Consider the following 26,339-nt stretch of genomic DNA (forward strand, 5'->3'; position numbering starts at 1 on the left):
TCTTTCAACTAGCGTCTAATCATCATATCGCGCTTCTATTGCTCTTGCGTGAGCTTCTAATCCTTCTAAGCGGGCAAATTTGACTATTTTATGGGCGTTTTCTTTAAATGCTGCTTCACTATAATGAGTGATACTTGATTTCTTTTGGAAATCATCTACGTTTAGTGGATTGGAGAATCTTGCTGTTCCATTTGTCGGTAAAACGTGGTTTGTTCCAGCAAAATAATCTCCGACTGGCTCTGAGCTATATCTTCCTATAAAAATGGATCCTGCGTGACGGATATGTTCGAGGATATCGTATGGATTCTTTGTTAGGATTTCTAAATGTTCTGGCGCAATGGTATTGATGACTGCGACAGCCTTATCCAATGTTTCTACAACTACTATTAATCCATATTGGTCAATTGATTTTTCCGCTATTTCCTTACGTGGTAAATCATTTAACTGCTGCTTCACTTCTTGAGAGACCTCTTCAGCTAATAAAATAGAAGTAGTAACAAGAACAGAGGAAGCTCTTTCGTCATGCTCTGCCTGTGATAATAAGTCTGCAGCAATTTCTTTGGCACTTGCTGTTTCATCAGCTATAATGGCAATTTCACTTGGTCCTGCAATCATATCAATAGCAACATCGCCAAAAACTTCTCTTTTTGCAAGGGCAACAAAGATATTTCCAGGGCCGACAATCTTATCAACTTTCTCAATTGATTCCGTGCCGTACGCTAATGCTGCAATAGCTTGAGCGCCTCCCACTTTGTAAATTTCCTTTACCCCAGCAATATCAGCTGCTACTAAGACAGCACTAGGAAGAATTCCATTTTCATTCGGTGGAGATACCATAACTATCCGCTGAACTCCTGCAACTAATGCTGGAATGACGTTCATTAATACAGACGAAGGATAAGCTGCTGTTCCCCCTGGAACATAAACACCAACGGAATCTAATGGGAGAATCCGTTGACCAAGAACGGAGCCATTGTCTTGGGTAAAATCCCATGAGGTTTTCAGCTGCTTTTGATGGTATTCTTTAATATTTGCGGCTGCCTCTTTTATAATTGAAACCATTTCCTCTTCTACATGATTGTAAGCAGCTGCTACCTCTTCTTCCTTCACCCGAAGACATGTCAATTCGGCTTTATCCCATTTTTTTGTATATTCAATTAAAGCTTGATCACCACTTCTTTTTACCTCTCCCATAATCTCCCGGACCGCTTTTCGCTGTTCTTCCGTACCTGCATCAACAGAGCGCTTTAAACTAATATTCTCAATATCTGTCACAATTCTCATCTAGAATACTCCTTATTCGTTATTTCACACTTTGTTTCGACTTTACTACTGGCTGAAGCCGCTCTACTAATTCACTAATTCGTCTGTCCTTCAATCGATAGCTTGCAGGATTGACAATTAATCTTGAAGTAATATCTACGATTCTTTCGTATTCAATCAGGCCATTCTCAGCGAGTGTCTTTCCTGTCGAAACAATATCGACAATTCGATCTGTTAAGCCGATAATTGGTGCAAGCTCAATGGAACCATTCAGCTTAATAATTTCTACTTGAGAGCCTTGTTCACGAAAATAGGCTGCTGCCACATTAGGATATTTTGTCGCAATTCTAGGAGCAATTTCATTCAGTTCTGTATGAGGAAGCCCTGCTACTGCTAAATAACAGGCACTAATATGTAAATCTAGCAATTCATATACGTCTCTTTCTTCCTCAAGCATGACATCCTTTCCTGCAATCCCCAAATCTGCTACTCCATGCTCCACATAGGTAGGAACATCCATAGGCTTAGCCAAGATAAAGCGGAAGTTTTCTTCTTCAACCTCTATAATTAATTTCCGGGAGTCGTCAAACTCTGCTGGTAAACGAAAGCCTGCATCTCTTAATAAATCAGCTGCCTCTTCGAAAATTCTTCCCTTTGGCATTGCGATAGTTAGCATGTCATTCATTTGATCACCTCCACCCCTTTTTTCCCGACCAATAGTGTGATTTCACTATACTGTTTTGTACAGGCATCTACATCTTTCACTCCATTAATATCTTGCGTAATGACATGGATGCCAGCACGCCTTTTTTCTTGTGCTAATAGAAACGCTTCTTTTCTGCGTTCATTACTAAATAAAATACATTCGATTATGGTCGTTTTTGCCACCCTACCTAATGCTTCTAATAGTCGATCCACTCGAATAGCAAAACCAGTTGCTCCAGTGTCTTTGCCGAATTTTTCTAATAGCAAATCATACCGGCCCCCACTTCCAATGGGAAAGCCCACTCCTTCTGCATATACCTCATATACAATGCCAGTATAGTAGCTCATATGACTGACAAGTGATAAATCAAATGTCACTCTATCTGCTACTTCGTAATCTATGAGAATGTCCCTTAGCTGTTTTAAGTCATCGATTGCTTTTATACCTTGATCTCCTTCCATTAATTGATAGGCAAGGTTAATCACTTCTTCTTTTCCTCTAAGCGTTAAGAAGTCATTTAAGCGCTGTTTATCAATACTTGATAAAGCAAGCTGTTCTACATGCTGACGATAGCCGACATAATTTTTCTCATATAGATACTTGGTTAAACTGTCCACTCTATCTTTTGTTCCAAGAATTTGTTGGAAAAATGATTGGACAAAGCCAATATGTCCTACCGAAACTTGATAGTTTTTCACTCCTGCTTGTTGAAGAGAGGAAATAAGTAGAGAAATTCCTTCTCCATCCGCACTAATGGTTTTATCGCCAATATATTCAACACCTATTTGTTCAAACTCCGCCGGTCTGCCGCCTTCCCGCTGCTGTGCTCGAAACACGGACGCATTATAGGCAAGGCGTAATGGCAAATCTTCTGATAGAAGCTTAGATGCCGCTACTCTTGCTATTGGCGCGGTCATATCTGGGCGAAGAACTAGTGTATGTCCCTGCTGATCCAATAATTTAAAAAGCTGCTGGTCTAAAATAGCGGAGGCTGTGCCGACTGTTTCATAGTATTCTAATGTCGGAGTTTCAATAAATTGATAACCCCATTTTTTAATTTCTGTATCTATTTTTTGTTTTACTTTATATTTTCTTTCGTAAATCGCTGGTAATGTATCTCTCATGCCTAATGGCTTTTCAAACATAAATAAGCTACTCATCATTACACCTCGTGTTTTAAAATTCCGAATGCTTTAGTTCGCTAATATACTACCAAATTAAAGAGTTGTTTTTAGTGTACTCTTCGTCTGATTCGAGGTCAAGAGAAAAGTTTCATTTATTAGATCTTTCTAAAAAATCCAAGACTAATAAATTCCTTATATAATTCTTTCGATAAATTCCATTTATTGTTATACCCCTCTTTATTTTTTATTTATTCTGATATTTTAAAAAAGACCTATCTTTTCATTACTCCTAGAAACTTATTCTTGAAATAATGGACAGATAGGTATTCTATTTATTCATCTAAAACATAGGAAGGCTCATTTCGTTTACGTTCTTCCATTTGTTCTGCGGTATAAATGATTTGCATCGGATTTCCCCCAACAAAGCTTCCTGCCGGGACGTCCTTATGTACTAATGTACCTGCAGATACAATCGCACGGTCACCAATTGTCACACCTGGAAGAATAGTGGTATTGGCGCCAATCATGACTTCATCGCCAATTTCAACCTCTCCTAGCCTATATTCCTCTATTAAATATTCATGGGCAAGAATAGTGGTATTGTAGCCTATGACACTATTCTTGCCGACCTTAATTTTTTCTGGAAACATAATATCAAGCATTACCATTAAAGCAAAGGAGGTTTGTTCTCCCACCCGCATTTTTAATAGCTTTCGGTACATCCAATTTTTCACTTTCAAAAAAGGCATATATCTTGCTGTCTGAATAACAATAAAATTTTTAATTACTTTCAAAAACGGAACTGTTTTATAAACATGCCATAAGGAATTTGATCCACTAACCGGATATCTCGTCGTTTTTCTCATGTTTGTTGTACTTCAGGAATAGAAAGGATGTCTTTCATATTCTCAAAAATATAATCAGGATTATATGCCTGCAAAAATTCTTTCCCCTTTAGCGTCCAAGCAACACCCGCTGTTAAAGTACCTGCATTTTTCCCAGACAAAATATCGTGTTTATTATCTCCAACCATAATCGCTTCGCTAGGGGAAGCCTTTAATTTTTCAAGAGCAAGAAGAACCGGCTCGGGATCTGGTTTAGCTTTTGTTACATGATCTAAAGCAACCACTACATCAAAAAATTCATCTAGCTTCGTCAATTTCAAGCCCATTTCCACTACATCGGAAAGTTTCGTTGATACAATTGCCAGCTTAAAGCCTCTTTGCTTTAATTCTTTCATAGCATCGTACACACCATCAAATATCGTAACAATCTTATCGTGATTCGCAATATTATAAGAGCGGTACATTGCCATCATTTCTGGAGCACGCATTTTATCAATCGACTCAAATGTTTCCAATAATGGTGGTCCCATAAAAGGAATGACATCAACTCGTTTATATTTTCCTGGGTAATAATGATTTAATGTATGTAAGTAGGAGGAAATAATTAATTCATTTGTATTTATTAGCGTTCCATCCAAATCAAATAATGCTGTATTAATCTTTCCAGTCAACCTAAACATTCCTTTCCATGATTAACCATTTGTATCTAAATAACGTTCACTCGCAATACCCGTTTTCCGTCTATAAGCGATACAGATAATAGAAATGACAATTAACGCTAAAGAAATTAATTGAGCCATCCGTAAGTCACCTATCATAAGGCTGTCTGTTCTCATTCCTTCGATAAAGAATCTTCCAATCGAATACCAAATAACATAAGATAAAAAGATTTCTCCTCTACGTAAGTTCACTTTCCGTAAAACTAGTAAAATCACGAATCCAACAATATTCCATAATGATTCATATAAAAAAGTAGGATGATAGTAAGTGCCGTTAATATACATTTGATCGATAATAAAATTCGGCAAATGTAAGCCTTCTAAAAAGGAACGTGTGACTTCTTCGCCATGTGCCTCTTGATTCATAAAGTTGCCCCAACGGCCAATAGCTTGTCCCAGAATTAGACTAGGTGCAGCGATGTCTGCCATTTTCCAGAAGGAAATATCCTTTTTCTTTGTAAAAATATAAGTAGTTACGATTGCACCAATTAAAGCTCCATGAATGGCAATTCCACCATTCCAAATTTTCGGTATATCCCCTAGATGATCTTTATAGTAGCTCCATTCAAAAATGACATAGTAAATTCGCGCACATATAATGGAAATCGGGATTGCCCATAACATTAAATCAGGGAAGTCATCCTTTCCAAGTCCTCTTCTATTTCCTTCTCGCATTGCAATAATAAGAGCAAGAATCAATCCAGAGCCAATGATAAGTCCGTACCATCTAACATCAATCGGCCCTAACGAAAAAGCAATTGGATCAATTGGTTGTATATCTTCCATTCGATTTCCTCCTATTTCCCATGTTTTTACTATTTACTTCTAGCTATTTATTTTCGTTCGTCAGATATAACATTGTTTAATTTATTCGTGAATTGTTCGGCTGCATTAACACCCATTCTTTTTAAACGGAAATTCATTGCTGCGACCTCAATAATTACCGCTAAATTTCGCCCAGGGCGAACTGGAATTGTCAGCTTTGTTACTTCTGTATCAATTATTTTCATTTTTTCTTCATCTAAACCTAAACGGTCATATTGCTTGTTCTGCTCCCATAATTCCAGAGACATAACTAAAGATATCTTTTTGTGGGTACGTACAGCCCCAGCTCCAAAAAGCGTCATGACATTAATGATACCTAATCCACGGATTTCCAATAGATGTTCAATTAACTCTGGTGAACTACCAACAATTAAATTCTCATCTTCTTGGCGTATCTCCACACAATCATCAGCAACTAATCGATGCCCGCGCTTTACAAGCTCAAGGGCTGTTTCACTTTTACCAACACCACTTTTACCAGTAATTAAAACGCCCACACCATAAATATCAACAAGTACCCCGTGAACTGCTGTCGTTGGTGCTAATTTTCTTTCTAAGAAGTTTGTAAGACGACTGGAAAAAAGCGATGTTTTATGCTTAGATCGTAGTACAGGTACAGCTAATTCTTCTGATGCCTCTATTAATTGAGGAGGCACCTCCATATTTCGTGTAATGATAATTCCAGGCGTTGTATCACTACATAATTTAGTTAAGCGATTTGCTCTATCTTCCTCACTTAACCGTTCGGCAAAGGTCAGTTCTGTCTTCCCTAACAACTGAACACGTTCTGCTGGATAATAATTAAAATAGCCGGCCATCTCGAGACCTGGTCTTGATATATCACTAACTGTAATTGGTCGATTAATTCCCTCTTCTCCACTTACAATTTCTAAATCAAACTCTTCGATAACATCTTTTATTAGTACTTTCGCTGCCATGAAGCTCCTCCTTTAAAGGTCATTGCTGTTAAGTTTTTATAAACAGTATAGGGTGTTTAAGGTAGTTTTTTTTAGAATTCCATATTCACCTTATTTTAGCATTAAACTCTAAATATATGCTAGAATTCAGTCAAAATAATAAGAAAAGCTGCTAAGTAAAGCAATGGCCTTTTCTCCACTCCTTTACTCGGCAGCTTTTATCCTTTTCCTCGAAGAACTGTGTTTTGAACAATTATATTGCAAAGTGACAGCAGAATGCTAAAAAGTAAACACATACCAAAACTCGAAATTTCAAAACTATCTCCCATTAGCCTGTCTGTTAATGACAGCGTAATAGCGTTGATGACAAATAAAAATAGACCAAGCGATAACACTGTTACAGGTAACGTCAATAAAATTAAAATTGGTTTGACAATAATATTTAGCAAGGATAAAATCACACTTGCCCCAATTGCCGCACCTATTCCCGATAAATAAAATTGTTCCTGAAATAAACCAGCTAATGCTACAAAGAAAATAGCATTAATCAGTATTCCGATTATCCATCTCATTCCAATTACTCCTTATTAAACACAGAAGAAGCTGATTAATTTAAGATACAGAAGAAGACAACTTTTTATTTCTTGTCTTCTCCAACGTGCAGTCCATGTATCTTATCCAATTCTTCTATTAAAATTAATTGCTTTTATCAATTTTCTTCACTTTAATCGATCCTGTTTTAGTATTAGCTTCAATTTTTGTATGATGCTCACTTGATTGGATTGATTTAAATTGTAACGTTTTTTGCAGAACTTCATTTTTTTCTTCTATTATTTGTATTCCCTCTAATTCTACATTGAATCCACCAAAATTCGTTTTTAATTCACCGCTAACCGCTAAAGATTCTGGTAAACTTACTTCAATGCTTCCTGTTGTTCCTTGAAGTTCAAGGATTTCACAGGCTTCTGAATGATTCACACAAGAAATACTGCCGTTGAAGGCTTGTAAATCAACTTTATTAAAATAACCATCAACCGTAATAGAGCCATTTATTGTTTCTGCATCCAGCTTTTCCATCTTTCCTTTTTCAACTTTAATACTGCCGTTTGCAGCGTCTGCCTCCACTTTTTTATTTTCACCAGCTTTTAGCGTTATTTTACCATTTGCTGTTTTAGCATACAATTTTTCCGCTTTAACATCAAAAGTAGTAATTGGTCCATTAAATAAACGGATAATGGCTGATTCATATGAAATTTGTGGAATATAAACCTGTGTTTTCACTTTCATCCACTTATGGTTCGTTTTCAATACTAAGCGCTCCTCATCTACGATTACATCTACTTCCTTGAGAAATACCTTTTTTGCTTCCTCTAAAGAATTCACTCGATAGACCTTAGCTTTACACTCAATACTTACTTCCTCTTGATCCCATGGAATCAGCTCCACTTCCCCATTGGGAATATCGATATCCACCTTTTTTGGGGCAATATTATGGTATTGAAAAATGTGAGAAACTTCTTCAAAATGACCAAAGTTTAAATCAAGGTCTACTTCCTTCACCTTTTTTATGGTTGTATCAACTATGTCAAAAAGCTTATCTTTCGCTGCTTGAAAATTAAATCCATAATTTGAAGATGTTTCTTTCTTCTTTTCATGAAACTTTGTTTCCTTTTGAAAATCTTCTAAAATTATCTTTTCTTCTTCATTTAAAGACTTCTTCTCATTCACTTCATCAACCTTTTCCATTAGCTTTAACGCTTCATCTACAGTTAATTTTCCACTTTCCACTAATTCTAAAATTCGCTTTTTCTCGTCTGCCACTGTAAATCCTCCTCAAAATAACGATTTTATTCTTTTTAGTACTTTTCACATAAATAAGACGTTAAAACACTGCTTATTTTCATTTGCTAATGTAAAGACTATTTTGTTAAAGGAAAAAACACTTCCAAAGCCGCTCAGTGGTTGAAATTACTAATCAACAGTACGGACTCCTATATGTTAATACGGAATCACCCCTGCAAAAGTTTCAATCTGAATACTTTCTGACCTTTTTATTTTATGTAGCGATTTTCTAATTCAGAAGAACTTCTGCGTAAGTAAGAAAAAAAGAGACGAGGCTTAGCAGATAGCCGAATTGAATAATTAATTCAGCTTTTCTACTTTCCTCGTCTCTTGATTTAAGTTGTAGCGATCTTTTCAGCTTCTATGATACTATCCTTCATTCTTTGCCGTTCTCTCTCTAGGATTGGCTTTAAATATTTCCCTGTATAAGACCCTTTTAGATTGGCAATATCCTCAGGAGTCCCTGTTCCTAATATTGTGCCACCTTTATCTCCGCCTTCTGGTCCTAAGTCGATAATATAATCTGCTGTCTTAATGACATCGAGATTATGTTCAATAACTAGTACTGTATCTCCATTTTCGACTAGTCGCTGAAGAACAATCAATAGTCTTGAAATATCATCAACATGTAAGCCTGTTGTCGGCTCATCCAAAATATAAAAGGACTTACCCGTAGATCGGCGGTGTAGTTCTGATGCTAGTTTTACCCTTTGTGCCTCTCCGCCTGATAAAGTAGTCGCTGGTTGTCCGAGTTTAATATATCCTAAACCAACGTCCACAATTGTTTGCAATTTACGATGAATTTTCGGTATATTTTCAAAAAAGGATACGCCATCTTCTACTGTCATTTCCAATACATCGGAAATATTTTTCCCTTTATATTTCACTTCTAATGTTTCCCTATTGTATCGTTTGCCATGACAAACTTCACAAGGAACATAAACGTCTGGAAGGAAATGCATTTCAATTTTTATGATTCCGTCTCCACGGCAGGCTTCGCATCTTCCACCTTTGACATTAAAACTAAAGCGTCCTTTTTTATAACCGCGTACCTTTGCTTCATTGGTTGTCGCAAAAACATCACGTATATCATCAAACACTCCAGTATAGGTTGCCGGATTCGATCTTGGTGTTCGGCCAATTGGAGATTGGTCAATATCAATGACTTTTTCCAATTGTTCAATTCCCTTAATTTCCTTATGGGCACCTGGCTTTGCCTTCGCACGATTTAGCTTTTGAGCCAAGCCTTTATGAAGAATTTCATTAATTAAAGTACTTTTTCCTGAACCAGAAACCCCTGTCACAGCAATAAACATTCCGAGCGGTATTTTTACATTTACATTCTTTAAATTATTTTCTTTTGCCCCGGTAATTTCAATAAATCTGCCATCACTTTGTTTTCTCTCTAATGGAAGTGGAATGAATTTCTTTCCAGATAAGTACTGACCAGTTATCGATTGTGGATCATTCATTACTTCTTTTGGTGTTCCAACAGAAATAATTTCGCCACCATGGACACCCGCACCTGGTCCTACATCTATTAAATAGTCAGCAGCCATCATAGTGTCTTCATCATGTTCTACAACAATCAATGTATTCCCTATGTCACGCATCTGTCTTAGTGTATCGATTAATTTATCATTATCTCTTTGGTGAAGCCCAATAGAAGGCTCATCCAAAATATAAAGTACACCCGTAAGCCTTGAACCAATTTGTGTTGCTAAACGTATTCTTTGTGCTTCTCCACCAGATAAAGTTCCTGCAGCTCTACTTAGTGTTAGATAATCTAATCCAACATTGATCAAAAATCCAACTCTTTCTTTTATTTCTCGAAGAATTAAGTTAGCAATTTGTTTTTCTTTATCTGTTAAATCAACCTTCTCCATAAATTCATAGCATTCCACCACTGATTTTTCAGTTATTTTACCGATATGCTGTCCGTTAATTAAAACAGCCAAAGCCTCTTTCTTTAGGCGATATCCTTTACATGTGCGACAAGGCTGTTCCGCCATGTATTTTTGCATTTGCTCACGGATGTAGTCAGAACTAGTTTCTTTATATCTTCTTTCCACGTTTTTAATAACGCCTTCAAATTGGATATCATTTTCTCTCACTTGGCCAAAGTCATTTTCATAACGGAAATGGATATATTCCTTTCCAGATCCATAAAGGATTTTATCCATTAGATTCTTCGGAATGTTCTTTACAGGTATATTCATGTCAATCCCATAATGATTACATACACTTTCAAGAAGCTGCGGATAGTATTGAGAACTAATAGATTCCCATGGAGCTATCGCATTTTCCTTTAAAGTTAAATTCCAATCAGGAATAACTAAATCTACGTCTACAACTAGTTTATTTCCGAGGCCATCACAATCTGGACAAGCTCCAAATGGACTATTAAAAGAAAATAACCTTGGTTCTAATTCACTAATAGAGAAACCGCAAATTGGACAAGCGTGATGTTCACTAAACAGTAATTCCTCTTGTCCCATCACATCAATAATGACTTTTCCATTCCCAAATTGTAAGGCTGATTCCAATGAATCTGCCAGACGAGCAGTTATTCCCTCTTTGACAACAAGTCGATCGATAACTACTTCAATATTATGTTTCTTATTTTTCTCTAGAGAAATATCATCACCAATTTCAAACATTTCTCCATCGATGCGCAAACGAACGTACCCTTGTTTTTTTACATCTTCAAGTACTTTCACATGTGTACCCTTGCGCCCTGATACAACTGGCGCAAGTACTTGCAGTCTAGTTCTCTCAGGATATTCGAGAATACGGTCTACCATCTGTTCTATTGTCTGAGAAGAAATTTCAATACCATGCTCTGGACAAGTTGGTCTTCCTACCCTCGCAAATAATAATCTCAAATAATCATAAATTTCGGTTACAGTCCCCACAGTGGAGCGGGGATTTCGACTTGTCGTTTTCTGATCAATGGAAATAGCGGGAGATAAGCCTTCTATTGAATCAACATCAGGCTTATCCATTTGTCCTAAAAACTGCCGCGCATAGGCGGATAAAGATTCTACATATCTTCTTTGTCCTTCTGCATAAATCGTATCAAAAGCAAGAGAAGACTTTCCTGAACCAGATAAACCAGTTATCACTACTAATTGATCTCTCGGTATTGTTATATCAATATTTTTTAAATTATTTGCACGTGCACCTTTTACAATAAGTTTATCTTTTGCCATTGTTCTCTCACCCCTCAGCCTTTAATTCAAGCAATAAATCGCGAAGTTCTGCAGCTCTTTCGAAGTTTAATGCTTTTGCTGCTTCTTTCATTTCATTCTCCATTTGTGCAATCATTGCTTCTTTTTCTTTTTTCGTTAATTTATCAAGTTTTGTAGTTGTTCCATACTCTTCAGGCTCCTCTGCTGCTTGCGTAGCACGGATTGTGTCTCTAATTCCTTTTTGAATAGTTTGCGGGGTAATTCCATGTTCTTCATTATATTTTTCTTGAATTTCTCTACGTCTTTTCGTTTCACTGATGGCGACTTCCATTGAATGGGTTATCTTATCAGCGTACATGATGACTTGACCATTAGAATTTCTCGCTGCACGTCCGATTGTTTGAATAAGGGACCGCTCTGAACGAAGGAATCCTTCTTTATCTGCATCCAAAATCGTAACGAGTGAGACTTCAGGAATATCCAAACCTTCTCGCAATAGGTTAATTCCTACCAATACATCGTATTTCCCAAGACGTAACTCTCGAATAATTTCAATCCGTTCTAATGTTTTTACTTCGGAATGTAGATACTGTACTTTTATCCCTATTTCTTTCAGATAATCTGTTAAATCCTCTGACATTTTTTTCGTTAGTGTTGTTACCAATACCCGTTCATTTCGTTTAATTCTCTCATGGATTTCCGCTATTAAATCATCAATCTGTCCTTCAATTGGACGAACATCAATGGTTGGATCAAGCAATCCAGTTGGACGGATTATTTGTTCAATCATAACAGGAGTATGTTCGATTTCATATGGTCCTGGTGTTGCAGAAACACAAATCATTTGATTAATATGCTTCTCAAATTCTCCAAACGTTAACGGGCGGTTATCAAGTGCTGACGGCAGGCGAAAACCATGCTCTACTAATACGTTTTTCCGCGCTTGGTCACCATTATACATTCCTCTAATTTGCGGCAATGTAACATGAGACTCGTCAATCACAAGTAAGAAATCTTTTGGAAAATAATCCAGCAATGTATAAGGAGTAGATCCAGGAGGTCTTAATGTTAAATGTCTTGAGTAATTTTCTATTCCTGAACAGAATCCCATTTCTCGCATCATTTCTAAATCATAGCGGGAGCGTTGTTCTAGACGCTGAGCCTCTAATAATTTATTATCTGCTCTTAATTGCTCTAATCGTTCTTCTAATTCTTTTTCAATGTTTTCAATTGCTATTTTCATTTTCTCTTCTCTTGTTACGAAGTGAGACGCCGGAAAAATAGCAATATGATTTCGTTCTCCTAATATTTCACCAGTTAATGCATCCACTTCCCGAATCCGATCAATTTCATCTCCAAAAAATTCGACTCTAATACAATGTTCATCTCGGGACGCTGGGAAAATTTCGACTACATCACCACGGACACGAAAAGTTCCCCGTTTAAAATCAATATCATTTCGATCGTATTGAATATCCACTAATTTACGAAGCAATTGATTTCTTTCCAATTCCATACCGGTTCTTAATGATACAACCATTTCTCGATATTCTTCTGGAGAACCTAATCCATATATACAAGATACACTGGCAATAATTATTACGTCATCTCTTTCAAATAAAGAAGATGTTGCTGAGTGACGGAGCTTATCAATTTCATCATTGATGCTTGCATCCTTTTCAATAAACGTATCCGTTTGCGGGACATAAGCCTCTGGTTGGTAATAATCATAGTAGCTAACAAAATATTCTACTGCATTATTAGGAAAAAATTCTTTAAACTCACTATATAATTGACCTGCTAAGGTTTTATTGTGAGCAATAATTAAAGTTGGCTTTTTAACTTCTTTAATCACATTGCTTATGGTGAACGTTTTACCCGTCCCAGTTGCCCCCAGCAAGGTTTGAATCTTCTCTCCTGCTTGTATACCTGAGACTAATTTTTTGATTGCTTCTGGCTGATCTCCTTGAGGAGTATACTTTGAAACTAATTCAAAATCATGACTCACTAAACCATCCTCCGATCTATATAAGCACGCCTGCTTATTCATCCATTCCTTTGCTGCTTTATGTTAATACTCCATTATATTTAGAAGTTATTTTCGTAACTCTGTTGTTTTAAGGATTTAAATTCTTCACAAAAAGCGTCATATTAAGGAAAACAACAAAAATGGAAAAGGCGATTTTTACCATTTCTTTTTTATAATTCCTACCTATGTAATCAATATAACATCATTCTACCACAAACCTTCCATTTCAAACCACAAAAAAGAGAACAAACATTCGATTTATTTTTGAATATAATTTAGAATTAAGACAAAAAACATTTCCCTATAAAAAAATGACTACACGAATACCTATCCTCTTTATCGACGGAAAATCGTTTAGTCATTCTTCTTCTCTATTCTTTTTTATATTTCTTCTATTAAGTATCCTTACTTGCTAATCTCTCTTTCCAATTTCTACTGATCATATAACCAATAGTCATAGAAAAAGCATCAACAACAATTAATAAAAATGTATCAGTATATCCTCTATAAACCGAAGCAGCTATTAAAGCTACGGTTAAGACTAAACCAATAATTGGATAATAGGTTGCTTTTGAAAAAAGGATTACCAATAGGCACGGGAAAAATAGTGCAGCTAGATATTTCCCCATCTATATACACCTCTATTTAACAAATTTCACTTCATTGACCGTTAATCCAAATTTTCCTAGCGCACTTGCTAAATTATTAAATATTGGTATCTGGCTAAAATCTACACCTAGTTGAATAGCTGTTTGTGCCACCTCTGGTCTTAATCCTGAAAGATAACCTTTGACACCAATTAATCGCAAAGCATGAATCACTTGGAAAATTTGATGCGCAACCATTGTATCAATTAGGGGCACACCCGATAAATCAATAAATAAGTGATTAAATCGTTTCTCGTTACATTCCTTTAGTGTATTCTCCATAATTAATTGCGCTCTCTTTGTATCAATATCTCCGATTAATGGAAGAACACCAATTCCCTCCGTAATCGGGATAACTGGGCTGCTTAATTCATATATAGTTTCTTGCTGTGCCATCAATTGCTGAAATTTATATTTATCATAAGAATCAATAAAAATATTTACAAATAAATCAAATGCATAATGAATTAATCGTATCCATTCAAAGAGTGTAGGAATTGTTAAATGAGCAGTAGTCTCCGCAGAAAACTTCTCTACATATGATAAAAGAATCCCTTTAACCGTGTTAAGCTGTTCAATAGATTCTAAAATCGGAACTAAGTCTTTCGCCCGCTTTTCTGCAACTTTAATAGCCCATTCAGAAATATTTGCTGAATACACTTCTTCTTCCTCAATAAAAACCTTTATTACATTTTCTAAAAGAGTTTGATGTGCGGTAATTAGTTCTTCCATATTCTCTGCTGATTTATGGACTGAATAAAAGGATGAAATACTATTTTCTATCTTGCTTAGCCACTCTTTACGCATATCAACAAGATGGTCATTTAAATAAGTATATAAACTTTGCATACAAGGTTCCAACTAATTCTCCTCCTAATTCAAGAAACAAGGCTTCATTAGGTTTCTATATGGCTATTTCTCACAATACAATAACAGTAGCATCCACAACTGTCTATTGTTGATATTCTACTTGTTTTCTTAAAAATCGTTCTAGTGTTTATCGATAAATATATACTATTATATAGTTCTCCTCATAGTGAAACAAGCAAGAAGTCTTTTTTCTAGAAGTAGAATCCTTATGTATTTTTTAACAAGCTTGTTGCAATCACTTGAAAGATTGGTTTCACAGAAGATGCTCTTTTCTTAGCATGCTCTAGCAATACAATAATATCATCTACTTCTTCATGACTTAACTCTTCCACAATCCAATCTTCCAAATCCTGATTCTTAATGACTATCGTACGATTTGGTATATCAATCGTACGATACTTCCTCAATTCATTATGAATGAAATTAATATGATGTTGATATTTCTTTTGCTTATGTAAAGAAAATGTATTTTTATTCAATCGATTCTTCTTCATCCTTATGCTCCTCTCTATATGTATCTATGCATCTTCTTCTATTCTATTTTTGTTAAATATATAGCTATTATAATAGGAAAAATATTCAGAAGGCCTTAATCCCTAGTAAATTCTACTAAAATAGGCAATAAGAAGTGTGATAACTAGTCAGAAAGTCTGTTTTATCTACGATAGAGCTAAGGTAATATTTACTAATAAGGGGATGCGAAGCAGCAATATATAGCCATTACGTAAAGGAGACAAATAATATGGGAAAAGGAACTATGAATATTGTTGGGTATCGTATAAAAAGGGATGTTTATTCAAACTCTATTGAAGGCTTATTTCTACTAAAAAAGAACTCCATCTTAACGAAGAAGCATATTGACTTACTTACAAAGCATCAGGTTAATCCATTTGATGTAATTGAACCTACAGATGAAACCTCTGCCTCCTCCGATAATAAGGAATTTACTAATTTGCTAGATGAGGTAAAAGAAACTTTCCATCGCATCATCAAACAAGATAACAGCACGGTGGAGAAACTTCTGCATGATTTTAAAAACACTATTAATTCTTCTCTTCAAGAATTAGCGATTTTAGAAATGCTTCATAAAGAAGTCTCACCAGATGATTATATTTACCAGCATAGTATTAATGTTGGAATCCTTTCTGCCATTATTGGGAAAATTTTAGGATTACCTAAAAAGCAATGCCATCTGCTTAGTCAAATGGGATTATTTCATGATATCGGCATGTTAAAATTGGATCCATCCATTTTAAAAGTATCTGCTCGTTTAACACAAACAGAATATAAAGAAATGCAAAAACACACGATCTATGGAAAAGGCATCTTATTTCAAGTTCCGCAATTGGATATATTAATATCGCGAACTGCTCTGTTACATCATGAAAAAATAAATGGCAAAGGCTATCCCTCTCAGCGTACAGAAAAGGATATTCCCTTCTTGATCCAAATCGTTTCCGTTGCAGACATATTTAATAGCATGTGTACTTCTAATACGTATAAAGACAAGAAAACCTACATTGAAGCTATCGATGAATTAATAAATGAATCCTATGGAAATGCTTTAAATCCTGCTATTGTTATTCCATTTACCAATTTCATTATGAGAAAGCAGCTCTTTAAAAAAGTCATACTATCTAATAATGAAACGGCAGAAATTATCTTTATTCATCAAAATGAACCTCATTTACCATTGATTCGGCTAAAGGATTCCTATATTGATTTACGCAGGACTTCCTCTTTGAAGATTACTGGATTAGCAAATTGAATAAAAAAAATGGTCAAATCACAAAGATTTGACCATTTTTTTTATTATTCAGGGATTTTTCAAACCCCTTTATAGGCTTTACGATAAATATCTGCCAACTCTGTAACTAATGGTAATTTAGGGTTAGCTGTTGTACATTGATCCTCAAAAGCCCGGTCCGCTAAATAATCCACTTTTGCTTCAAATTCTTTTGCATCTACGCCTTGGGCAGCAATACTCATAGGAATATTCAGTTCTTTCCCTAGTCTAATTACTGCCTTCACAAAGTTGTCTACACCTTGTTCAACTGTATTTGCTGGCAATCCAAGAATTCTGGCAAGCTCTGCATAACGTTCATCTGCTTTAAAGTATTCATATTTAGGGAATGACATGAATTTTTTTGGTTTCTCTGCATTATATCTGATAACATGTGGCAATAAAATTGCATTGGAACGACCATGTGCGATATGGAATTCGGCTCCTAATTTATGTGCCAAGCTATGGTTAATTCCTAAGAACGCATTTGCAAACGCCATACCAGCAATCGTAGAAGCATTATGCACTTTTTCACGTGCTTCTTCATCATTTCCATTGCGATATGCTCTTGGTAAATATTCAAAGATCAATTGAACAGCTTTAACTGCTAATGCATCTGTATAGTCATTTGCCATATTTGATACATATGCCTCCACAGCATGTGTTAGTACGTCCATACCTGTATCTGCTGTAACGGATGGTGGAACTGTCATCACAAATTGTGGATCAATGATTGCTACATCTGGTGTTAGCTCATAATCTGCTAAAGGATATTTAATATTTTGCTCTTTATCTGTAATAACCGCAAAGGATGTTACTTCAGAACCAGTACCAGAAGTAGTTGGAATTGCCACAAATTTAGCTTTTCCTCCCAACGCTGGATATTTATATACTCTTTTACGAATATCTAAGAACTTTTGCTTTAAGCCGAAGAACTCTTCATCTGGATGTTCGTAGAATAACCACATTCCTTTTGCTGCATCCATTGGAGATCCCCCACCAAGAGCGATAATACAATCTGGCTGGAATTTAGCCATCATTTCTGTTCCTCTAACAACTGTTTCAATAGATGGATCTGGCTCTACATCGGAAAATACTTCTACTTGCACTAGATTTGAACGTTTTCTTAAGTTATAAAGTAATTTATCTACATATCCAAATTTGACCATATATGGATCAGTTACGATAAACACCCTAGAAATGTCCTTCATTTTTTGTAAATACTGTACAGAGTTTTTCTCAAAATAGATTTTTGATGGAACTTTAAACCATTGCATATTTACATTCCTTTTTGCTAGTTTTTTTACATTCAATAAATGAATGTCTGTTACGTTAGTAGATACAGAGTTTTTACCATAAGATCCACAACCAAGTGTTAAAGATGGCATGAAGGCATTGTAGATATCACCGATCGCACCCTGAGAAGATGGTGCGTTGTTAATAATGCGGCATGCTTTCATTCTTAGCGCAAAGCTTTCGATTACTTTTGGATCTTCAGAGTGAATAACTGCTGAGTGTCCTAAACCGCCAAATTCTAGCATTTCTTCTGCACGTTTGATTCCTTCTTCTGTTGATTCTACTTTATAGCATGCAAGGACTGGACTTAATTTTTCTCTTGATAGCGGGTAATTCGGTCCCACACCCTCTAATTCTGCAAGAAGTATTTTAGTATCTTCCGGAACTTTTACTCCTGCCAATCCTGCGATATAATGAGCAGATTTACCAACGATATCAGGATTTACAGCACATGTGTTTTCATTAATTACTAGTTTTTCTACTTTAGCTAATTCCTCTTTATTTAAGAAGTAACAGCTATTACGAACTAATAGATTTTTCACTTCTTCATAGATTTCTTTATCAATGATTACTGCTTGTTCAGAGGCACAAATCATTCCATTATCGAATGTTTTAGAAAGAATTAAATCAGTGACTGCTCTTTTAACTTTTGCTGTTTTTTCAATATAACAAGGTACATTACCAGCTCCAACTCCCAGTGCTGGTTTGCCACAGCTGTATGCAGATTTAACCATACCTGGTCCACCAGTTGCAAGAATCAGCGCAATATCGTTATGGTTCATTAGTGCTTTTGTTGTTTCAATCGAAGGCTTTTCAACCCATTGAATACAGTTCTCTGGTGCTCCTGCTTTTACAGCTGCATCCCTTAAGATTCGAGCCGCTTCACTGCTGCATTTTTGTGCAGAAGGATGGAAAGCAAAAATAATTGGATTGCGTGTTTTAATAGCAATAATAGCTTTAAACATTGTAGTAGATGTAGGATTTGTAACAGGTGTTACTCCTGCAATCACTCCAACTGGATCAGCGATTTCGACAATTCCTGTTTGTTGGTCTTCATTTATTACCCCAACTGTACGATCATATTTAATATTGTGGTATATATATTCAGTAGAGAATATATTCTTTGTTATTTTATCTTCATAAATACCTCTTCCGGTTTCTTCTACTGCTAGTTTAGCTAAATACATATGCTTATCTAAGCCAGCAAGAGCCATTGCTTTTACAATTTCATCTACTTGCTCTTGATTTAAGGACATAAACTCCTTTAGTGCTTTTTTTCCTTTCGCTGCCATTTCATCAATAACTGCTTGCACATCAACTTGTTCGTTTTTCCCTTTTACTTCTTTTTCAACAACTGACATTGTAGATCCCTCCAATTATAGAGAATGATAATTATGTGAATGTTATCACATATAACTTTAAAGAAAAAACCACTTTTCAAAAGCAGTCTATTTGTGATTATTTTCACAAATTCTTCTTTAAAGAAAAACTACTAATATAGTAGTTTAATTTTCCTACCAACTTACAGTTCTTGTTGCTTTTTTGCAAATTCTCGTTAGTTTTTCTTTACATGCTTATCATATAACGACTCGCAAAAACCTTCAAGCCTATTTAAATAAAATTGTTCATGTTTTCACAAACTTGTTCACATTTTATTCAAATTTGAAATATCCCTTTATTTTTTCTATAATATTAAATGTGATAAATTCAACAATGAAAGGGTTTACAATGTGAATAAAAAAATAGTTAAGTCAAATACCAATCATGATACCTATCATTTCATTATCCATGTTTCCTATCAGTTATTTATGGAATTAGGATATCGGAAGGTTAGTACAAGGATGATTGCAGAACATTGTGGAATTACACAGCCAGCTTTATATCATCATTTTAAAAATAAACAAGATATTTATAAAGAAGTAATTAATACATCTATAAAGCAAACAGAACATGCTCTCTTAAACATTACGAAAGAATTTGAGAATCTTGAAGAATGTCTCTATCAAATTGCTATTTACTTTTTAGAAAATTATCAAGAGGATTTAATGCAAATGTTTCATGACTTACAGCATGAAATGCCGTCTGATGTCCAAACACATTTAAGAATTCGCTGGCAGGAAGGATTTTTGAATCCCATTATACATGTATTTGATCAAGAGGAAAAAAACAATGCAAATATTTCCTACAATAAAATAGACACTAATAGCAAAGAAATTGCCTTGATGTTTCTTCAATATATTCAAACAGCAATGCAGCCTTCTTATATGAAAGAACTATCTTCTAATCAACAAAAAAAAGAAATCCAGCGAAAGGCAAAGTTAATTGTTCATTTATTTTTGTTCGGCCTAGTAGATAGGTAATGATTTTGTAAAAAACACTTCATTTCTTTCTGTATTAATTATATACTCAACTTATCAATCGATAAGTTTTTTTACATCTTACTTATCGATTGATAAGTTACGTCTTTAAGGAGTGGAAAAATGAAACATTATATTCAGCGATATTTTACTGCAGTAACCAGTAAAAAGGGAAAGTGGATTACTTTAATTGCCTGGCTTCTCCTTGTCGGAATAGTAAGCATGTTTTTACCTCAGGCTAGCTCACAGAAAAATGATTTAGCTAGAAATATTCCCACTACTGCTTTATCACAGCAGGCAGAGGAAAAAATGAAAGAAGAATTTCCCAATGAACAAGGAACGCCGGCATTAATTGCTTGGTATCGATCAACAGGATTATCTAATCAAGATTTACAACAAATCCAAGAGCTTACCAAACAACTAACAGAGAAGCCGCTAATCCATCAAGAAATGATTATTCCCTATCATCAACTACCGATAGAGGCAGTAAAGCGACAAATTTCTGAAGATGGAACAACATTCGTTCTCCCGCTTTTATTTGAAAATAATTTAGCAACAAGTGAACTCAAGACAGGTGTTCAGGAATTAGAAAAAGCTGCTAGTAACTTATGGGGAGAAAATCCTTTTAACACCTCTATAAAAGATGAAACAAAATTACATGCAAGAACAACCGGTCCAGTAGGTATCTCTATTGATGCGACAGAGCTGTTTAGCCAAGGTGACTTATCATTACTCATTGGCACAGTTATGATAGTTTTAATTTGTTTGCTTGTCATTTATCGTTCTCCAGTATTAGCGTTAATCCCGCTAATCGGAGTTGGAATCGCTTATGGAGTTATCAGTCCTTTACTTGGCTTCTTAGGTGAGTTAGGGTGGATTGAATTTGATTCTCAAAGCATTGCTATTATGACCGTATTGCTTTTTGGAGCCGGTACAGACTATTGTTTATTCATTATCAGTAGATATCGTACGTTACTAACCCAAGAATCAGTAAAGGAAATTGCGATGCAAAAAGCCTTAAAACGTTCTGGCGGAGCCGTGGCGATGAGTGGTTTAACAGTATTTTTCTCCCTCATTGCATTATTATTAGCTCAATATGGGGCAGTTCACCGATTTGCCATTCCATTTAGCTTATCTATACTCATAATGATGATTGCTAGTTTAAGTATTGTCCCTGCCATTTTAGCTATTATCGGGAGACTATCTTTTTATCCATTCGTTCCTAGAACAGAAGAATTATTAGCAAAAAAGGGCATGAAAAAAACAGCGAAAAAAAGAAAATCACTTGGAAACGCGATTGGTACAGTAGTAACAAAACATCCATGGAAAGTGACGATTCTCACGACAATATTACTTGGAATTTTTGCTCTTTTTTCTCTTAAAACAGAGTATACGTATGACTTATTATCCTCATTTCCGGATGATATGCCCTCAAGAGAAGGCTTTACTTTAATTGAAGATCATTTTAATGCAGGGGAACTTGCTCCCTTATCGGTTATTATTAACACCGAAGGAGAAGCTGTAAAAGTCGAGGAGTCATTGAAGCAATTAGATTTTATCGCAAAGGTTTCAGAGGGTGAAGCAGGGAAAAAGAATCCTGATTTAATCAAATATTCAGTGGAGCTTCAAACTAATCCTTATTCAAATGAAGCGATGGATAAACTACCAGCAATTCGGGAAACATTGGAAGAAGTGCTTCAGGAGAATGGTATCAAAAATGCGAACGATAATGTTTGGATTGCTGGAATTACTGCAGAGCAATACGATACAAGAGAATTAACAAATGATGATGCGCAAATGGTCATTCCTGTTATTTTAACCATGATTGCCATCCTTTTACTTATTTATTTACGCTCTATAACAGCAACCATCTATTTGATTGCAACCGTTCTGCTTTCCTATTTTAGCGCATTAGGATTGGGCTGGATTATCCTTCATTACGGATTCGGAGTGGAGGCAATTCAAGGATTAATTCCGCTATACTCTTTTGTATTCATTGTGGCATTAGGAGAAGATTATAATATCTTCATGATTTCAAGCATATGGAAGAAACGCAAAGAAAAGCCCCTCTTACAAGCGGTGAAAGAAGGTGTAGCAGAATCTGGCGGTGTTATTACTTCTGCTGGAGTCATTTTAGCTGCTACCTTTATGGTACTTACGACTTTACCAATGCAAGTACTTGTCCATTTTGGAACCATAACTGCAATCGGAATTGTGCTGGATACCTTTATTGTAAGACCATTTTTAGTGCCTGGAATAACTTCCCTATTAGGAAATGCTGCCTTTTGGCCAAGCAAGAAACTACATGTAAAAGAAAAAGAATAGATTATTTATTCCTCCAAGTCCTGTCTCACCAGAAAGCTTGGAGGATTTTCTTCTCTCCCTTCCATTTAGTCCTTCTTTTTTTAATTTATTTGATTTTCTTAAAACAAAATCCCCTTTCCATACGTCTATTCCTTGTAAAACTTAAGTTATTACGTATTTCTTCCATAAAGGAGCTCTTCTATGTTAAACAAAAATAAAAAAGAAACGGAGTTAATTACATTTATTATGGATCATAAGGAAAGCTTCTACCGATTTGCATACTCTTATGTACGGAATCAAGAAGATGCCTTGGATATTGTACAAGACTCTATTCATAAAGCGTTAAGAAAACAACATCAATTAAAAGATACTGCTATGATGAAAAGTTGGTTTTATCGTATTGTCGCTACAACGTCTCTTGATTTTTTGCGAAAAAAGAAACGGTGGTATGTGGCAGACGATGACAGTTTAGAAGTGCTTGCTTCAAGTTCTGTCGATACTTACAAAAATTTAGATTTAGAACAAGCAATGAATCAACTTCCACCATCTTATAAAACCATTGTGATTCTTCGTTTTTTTGAAGATTTAAAGCTCGAAGAAATCGCTTCTGTATTAGATGAAAATATAAATACAGTAAAAACAAAGCTTTATAAGGCACTAAAAATACTTCGTATAGAAATGAAATAGTGGAGGAATATAATGGATAGAAAATTAGAAAAGATGAAAAAGGATTATTTAAATATACCCATACCAAATGAATTGGAGAAACAGACACATAAATCGATTAAACGATATCGTACTTTGAGAAGTGTTTCAAAAAACGCTATCTTCTTAGCTGCTTCCATCCTTTTATTCATTACAACGGTTAATATAAGTCCGGCAGCAGCAAGCACCTTATCAGATATCCCTTTTTTAAACAAAGTCATTAAGGTCGTTACAATAACAGAGTGGAAAGAAACGAAAGAGAACAATCAGCTTGATATCAAAACACCTGAAGTAACTGGCTTAAAGAATAAAACTCTTTCACAGACATTAAACCAACAATACGTTCAAGAATCAAAAGAGCTTTATTCTAAATTTCAACAAGAAACAGCAAATGAGAATGGAAACTACTCGCTCGAAAGTGGCTATATCGTTAAAACAGATGATGATTTGTTATTATCGCTGGGTCGATATACGGTCGAAACAAAAGCATCTGCTGCAGAATCTATTCACTATGATACAATCGATAAACAAAACGAACTGTTAATTACATTACCAAGTTTATTTAAAGATGATTCTTACATTGATGCTATTAGTTCGTACATTTTACATGAAATGAACAAGCAAATGAAAGCAGACACCGGAAGCTATTTCATAAAAAATGATACCGATCCAGAAGGATTTGATAAAATCGATCCACACCAAAATTTCTATATAAACAAACAGCATAAATTGGTCATTTGCTTTAATGAATACGAAGTAGCACCTGGATATATGGGAACAGTTGAATTTCTCGTTCCATCCGAGGTAATAAAGGATTATTTAGTAAGTGATTTATATATAAGATAATTGGTTATCAATGATAAGTCAGAGGATAGGATTTATTCCTTCCCTCTGACTTTTCTTCTTTTATAATTGAAAAGTTTTCCTCTGGCAAACTGTTTTCTCTTCCTCATACTTTTGTTGATAGGTATAAAAACGTTGCTCTAGACCCACCCTATAGTGACTTGATATGATTAGTGAGGTAGTTAAGGAGGCATTTGCAATGGATAAAAAATATGCAGACTTAAAGCTCGGAGAACGAGCCGCGATATTAAGCATTATTACATATATTATTTTAGCATCAGTGAAATTAATTATTGGAAATAGCACAGATTCGCAAGCTTTAAAAGCAGATGGATGGAATAATTTCACCGATATTATTGCTTCTGTTGCCGTTTTAATTGGCTTGCGACTATCTCAAAAACCAGCTGATAAAGACCATCCTTATGGTCATTGGAAAGCGGAAACTGTTGCTTCGTTAATTGCTTCCTTTATTATGATGAGTGTTGGATTACAAGTATTATACCAAGCAATCTCTTCCTTCTTTACTCATTCTAGACAAGCACCTGATTTAGTGGCAGCATATACAGCTATCGCCTGTGGTGCTGTTATGTTCTTTGTCTATCGGATCAATTTACGATTAGGAAAAAAAATAAATAGCCAAGCTGTAAAAGCAGCAGCGAAAGATAATTTTTCTGATTCGATAGTTAGTTTTGGTACTGCTGTCGGCATTTTTGGAGCACAATTAAACTTGGAATTTTTAGATCCACTAGCGGCTTGTATCGTTGGCCTCTTAATTTGTAAAACAGCTTGGGGAATTTTCCGAGAAACCACTCATTATCTGACAGATGGTTTTGATGTTTTATTGATTGATAAATATAAAAAGACCATTTTGCATACAGATGGCGTTAAAGCTGTAAAAGAAATTAAAGCGAGAAACTATGGGAACAGCCCAGTTGTGGATGTTGTTATTACTGTTAATCAGAAACTAGATATTACCGATGCCCATGATATCTCTTCTGCTGTAGAGAATGCTTTAATAAATGAATTTAATGTATTAGAGGTCCATGTCCATATTGAGCCAGACGAAGAAAAACAATAAAAAAACAAATGAGATAGTATTTAGAAGTATAACGGAGAAATCTGGAGATCGACTTTTTTAAGTAATCCCCAAATACAAAAAGGCGGAATTTTCCTCACTATAGGCTAATGCTGCCTTTTGCTTTTTTGAGTATCATGAGTATATATGAGCACACACACTATTATGTTGTATAGAGTAAGAAAATAGCCAACTCATTGAGTTGGCTTACATCATTACTCTTTAACTCGTTCCAATAAAATATAAAATAATAATATGTATTGGATAAAAGAAATAGAAAAAATATTTTAAGCCAACTCCTTTTTCCCCATTATAAAAATAGAGCAATGGCAAAGCTAAAATCATCATCCATTGGAAGTCTGCAAACGGAAGTAAAAGTCGGGAAAACCAATTTAAACTACCTCCCCATTTTTCATATACTAAAAAGATAAAAAGGCAATAAATCGAATAGCTTATTACTAGTTGTTTTTTATTTCTAAATAAATAAAAAACAATACCTAATAAAACGAACAAGATTCCCCCTTCTACATGCAGTACATTTCCAAATATAGCTCCATAAAAAGGATATGTCAGAGCTGCATTTAATATAAATATTTCTTTAAAGAGGGTAGAAAGCACCGTACTTATCATCTGCCATATTAAGTAGATACTGAAATATCTCCAACTTCGCTTATCGATTACATAAATTAATAATGCAATTGCAAATAATGTCGCAAAAAAATTATTAGTAATTCCTACTCCCGTATTATAATTTTGATTAATAAACACATTAATGCAATCCATGATAACACTAGCAATATACAAACGGAAGAGATATCGATGTTTATTAGATGTGTGAGTCATACCTATTATCACAAAATAAATAAAAATCGGTGCTGCTATTCTCCCTACCCATCTTAAATATACTGGAGTACCAGGAATAAATTCCCCTATATGATCTATTAGCATAAAAATTAAAGCTATTATTTTTATTATAGTAGTAGTCATTATCGTCTCCT

At 35.1% G+C, this 26,339-nt stretch carries 22 protein-coding genes; 6 read left to right on the forward strand and 16 right to left on the reverse strand.

What is annotated here, in order from left to right:
• Positions 1-15 precede the first annotated feature (15 nt).
• The 14 genes from hisD to NSQ92_RS17355 form a co-directional block, all read right to left on the reverse strand.
• Complete coding sequence (hisD, locus tag NSQ92_RS17290) at positions 16-1,284, reverse strand: histidinol dehydrogenase (RefSeq protein ID WP_341152983.1); 1,269 nt, start codon at positions 1,282-1,284, stop codon at positions 16-18.
• 19 nt (positions 1,285-1,303) lie between these two features.
• Positions 1,304-1,948, reverse strand: coding sequence for an ATP phosphoribosyltransferase (gene hisG, locus NSQ92_RS17295; protein WP_047943767.1), 645 nt, complete (start codon positions 1,946-1,948; stop codon positions 1,304-1,306).
• Complete coding sequence (locus NSQ92_RS17300; protein WP_341153293.1) at positions 1,945-3,129, reverse strand: ATP phosphoribosyltransferase regulatory subunit; 1,185 nt, start codon at positions 3,127-3,129, stop codon at positions 1,945-1,947. Before NSQ92_RS17300 ends, hisG begins: the two co-directional genes overlap by 4 nt.
• A 296-nt stretch (positions 3,130-3,425) precedes the next feature.
• Positions 3,426-3,959: an acyltransferase gene (locus NSQ92_RS17305; RefSeq protein ID WP_061800355.1), complete on the reverse strand. Its 534-nt coding sequence runs from the start codon at positions 3,957-3,959 to the stop codon at positions 3,426-3,428.
• Positions 3,956-4,609 (reverse strand): pyrophosphatase PpaX, encoded by a 654-nt coding sequence (gene ppaX / locus NSQ92_RS17310; protein WP_095258577.1) that lies wholly within the window; start codon positions 4,607-4,609, stop codon positions 3,956-3,958. The genes NSQ92_RS17305 and ppaX overlap by 4 nt, the downstream gene beginning before the upstream one ends.
• A 21-nt stretch (positions 4,610-4,630) precedes the next feature.
• Positions 4,631-5,443, reverse strand: coding sequence for a prolipoprotein diacylglyceryl transferase (gene lgt, locus NSQ92_RS17315; RefSeq protein ID WP_047943763.1), 813 nt, complete (start codon positions 5,441-5,443; stop codon positions 4,631-4,633).
• 47 nt (positions 5,444-5,490) lie between these two features.
• On the reverse strand, positions 5,491-6,420 hold the full coding sequence (gene hprK, locus NSQ92_RS17320) for an HPr(Ser) kinase/phosphatase (protein WP_047943762.1): 930 nt from the start codon (positions 6,418-6,420) through the stop codon (positions 5,491-5,493).
• A gap of 197 nt (positions 6,421-6,617) precedes the next feature.
• Positions 6,618-6,971 carry a phage holin family protein gene (locus NSQ92_RS17325; RefSeq protein WP_047943761.1) on the reverse strand — a complete coding sequence of 118 codons (354 nt, stop codon included), beginning with the start codon at positions 6,969-6,971 and terminating at the stop codon, positions 6,618-6,620.
• A 124-nt stretch (positions 6,972-7,095) separates the two neighbouring features.
• Positions 7,096-8,220, reverse strand: coding sequence for a DUF4097 family beta strand repeat-containing protein (locus NSQ92_RS17330; protein ID WP_095322102.1), 1,125 nt, complete (start codon positions 8,218-8,220; stop codon positions 7,096-7,098).
• A gap of 356 nt (positions 8,221-8,576) precedes the next feature.
• Entirely contained in the window at positions 8,577-11,453 is a 2,877-nt protein-coding gene (uvrA, locus tag NSQ92_RS17335) for an excinuclease ABC subunit UvrA (RefSeq protein ID WP_047943759.1), read from the reverse strand.
• A gap of 7 nt (positions 11,454-11,460) precedes the next feature.
• A complete protein-coding gene (gene uvrB / locus NSQ92_RS17340) occupies positions 11,461-13,440 on the reverse strand; it encodes an excinuclease ABC subunit UvrB (protein ID WP_095258576.1) in 1,980 nt (659 codons plus the stop codon).
• A 416-nt stretch (positions 13,441-13,856) separates the two neighbouring features.
• Positions 13,857-14,090, reverse strand: a complete 234-nt coding sequence (locus NSQ92_RS17345) for a CsbA family protein (RefSeq protein ID WP_047943757.1) — start codon at positions 14,088-14,090, stop codon at positions 13,857-13,859.
• Between the two features lie 12 nt (positions 14,091-14,102).
• On the reverse strand, positions 14,103-14,969 hold the full coding sequence (locus tag NSQ92_RS17350; protein ID WP_053215762.1) for an STAS domain-containing protein: 867 nt from the start codon (positions 14,967-14,969) through the stop codon (positions 14,103-14,105).
• 215 nt (positions 14,970-15,184) lie between these two features.
• The gene (locus NSQ92_RS17355) at positions 15,185-15,472 is read right to left on the reverse strand and encodes a hypothetical protein (RefSeq protein WP_235844534.1); all 288 of its coding nucleotides are present in this window, start codon (positions 15,470-15,472) and stop codon (positions 15,185-15,187) included.
• A 248-nt stretch (positions 15,473-15,720) separates the two neighbouring features.
• Between NSQ92_RS17355 and NSQ92_RS17360 the strand changes: the two genes are divergently transcribed.
• Entirely contained in the window at positions 15,721-16,746 is a 1,026-nt protein-coding gene (locus NSQ92_RS17360) for an HD-GYP domain-containing protein (protein ID WP_053215761.1), read from the forward strand.
• A gap of 59 nt (positions 16,747-16,805) precedes the next feature.
• Here the strand turns inward: NSQ92_RS17360 and adhE are convergent, their stop codons facing one another.
• Positions 16,806-19,418 (reverse strand): bifunctional acetaldehyde-CoA/alcohol dehydrogenase, encoded by a 2,613-nt coding sequence (gene adhE, locus NSQ92_RS17365; RefSeq protein WP_047943756.1) that lies wholly within the window; start codon positions 19,416-19,418, stop codon positions 16,806-16,808.
• 369 nt (positions 19,419-19,787) lie between these two features.
• Between adhE and NSQ92_RS17370 the strand changes: the two genes are divergently transcribed.
• The 5 genes from NSQ92_RS17370 to NSQ92_RS17390 all read left to right on the forward strand — a co-directional run bounded on the left by NSQ92_RS17370 (position 19,788) and on the right by NSQ92_RS17390 (position 25,344).
• Complete coding sequence (locus NSQ92_RS17370; RefSeq protein WP_047943755.1) at positions 19,788-20,417, forward strand: TetR/AcrR family transcriptional regulator; 630 nt, start codon at positions 19,788-19,790, stop codon at positions 20,415-20,417.
• A gap of 120 nt (positions 20,418-20,537) precedes the next feature.
• Entirely contained in the window at positions 20,538-22,739 is a 2,202-nt protein-coding gene (locus tag NSQ92_RS17375; RefSeq protein ID WP_144546302.1) for an MMPL family transporter, read from the forward strand.
• A gap of 180 nt (positions 22,740-22,919) precedes the next feature.
• The gene (locus NSQ92_RS17380) at positions 22,920-23,405 is read left to right on the forward strand and encodes an RNA polymerase sigma factor (RefSeq protein WP_047943753.1); all 486 of its coding nucleotides are present in this window, start codon (positions 22,920-22,922) and stop codon (positions 23,403-23,405) included.
• A gap of 12 nt (positions 23,406-23,417) precedes the next feature.
• Complete coding sequence (locus NSQ92_RS17385; protein ID WP_047943752.1) at positions 23,418-24,269, forward strand: DUF3298 and DUF4163 domain-containing protein; 852 nt, start codon at positions 23,418-23,420, stop codon at positions 24,267-24,269.
• A gap of 196 nt (positions 24,270-24,465) precedes the next feature.
• Positions 24,466-25,344 carry a cation diffusion facilitator family transporter gene (locus NSQ92_RS17390; protein ID WP_047943751.1) on the forward strand — a complete coding sequence of 293 codons (879 nt, stop codon included), beginning with the start codon at positions 24,466-24,468 and terminating at the stop codon, positions 25,342-25,344.
• Positions 25,345-25,563: 219 nt separating this feature from the next.
• Here the strand turns inward: NSQ92_RS17390 and NSQ92_RS17395 are convergent, their stop codons facing one another.
• Positions 25,564-26,328: a TraX family protein gene (locus NSQ92_RS17395; RefSeq protein ID WP_047944901.1), complete on the reverse strand. Its 765-nt coding sequence runs from the start codon at positions 26,326-26,328 to the stop codon at positions 25,564-25,566.
• Positions 26,329-26,339 lie beyond the last annotated feature (11 nt).

Source organism: Niallia sp. FSL M8-0099, from assembly GCF_038006945.1.
GTDB classification, from domain to species: domain Bacteria; phylum Bacillota; class Bacilli; order Bacillales; family Cytobacillaceae; genus Niallia; species Niallia circulans.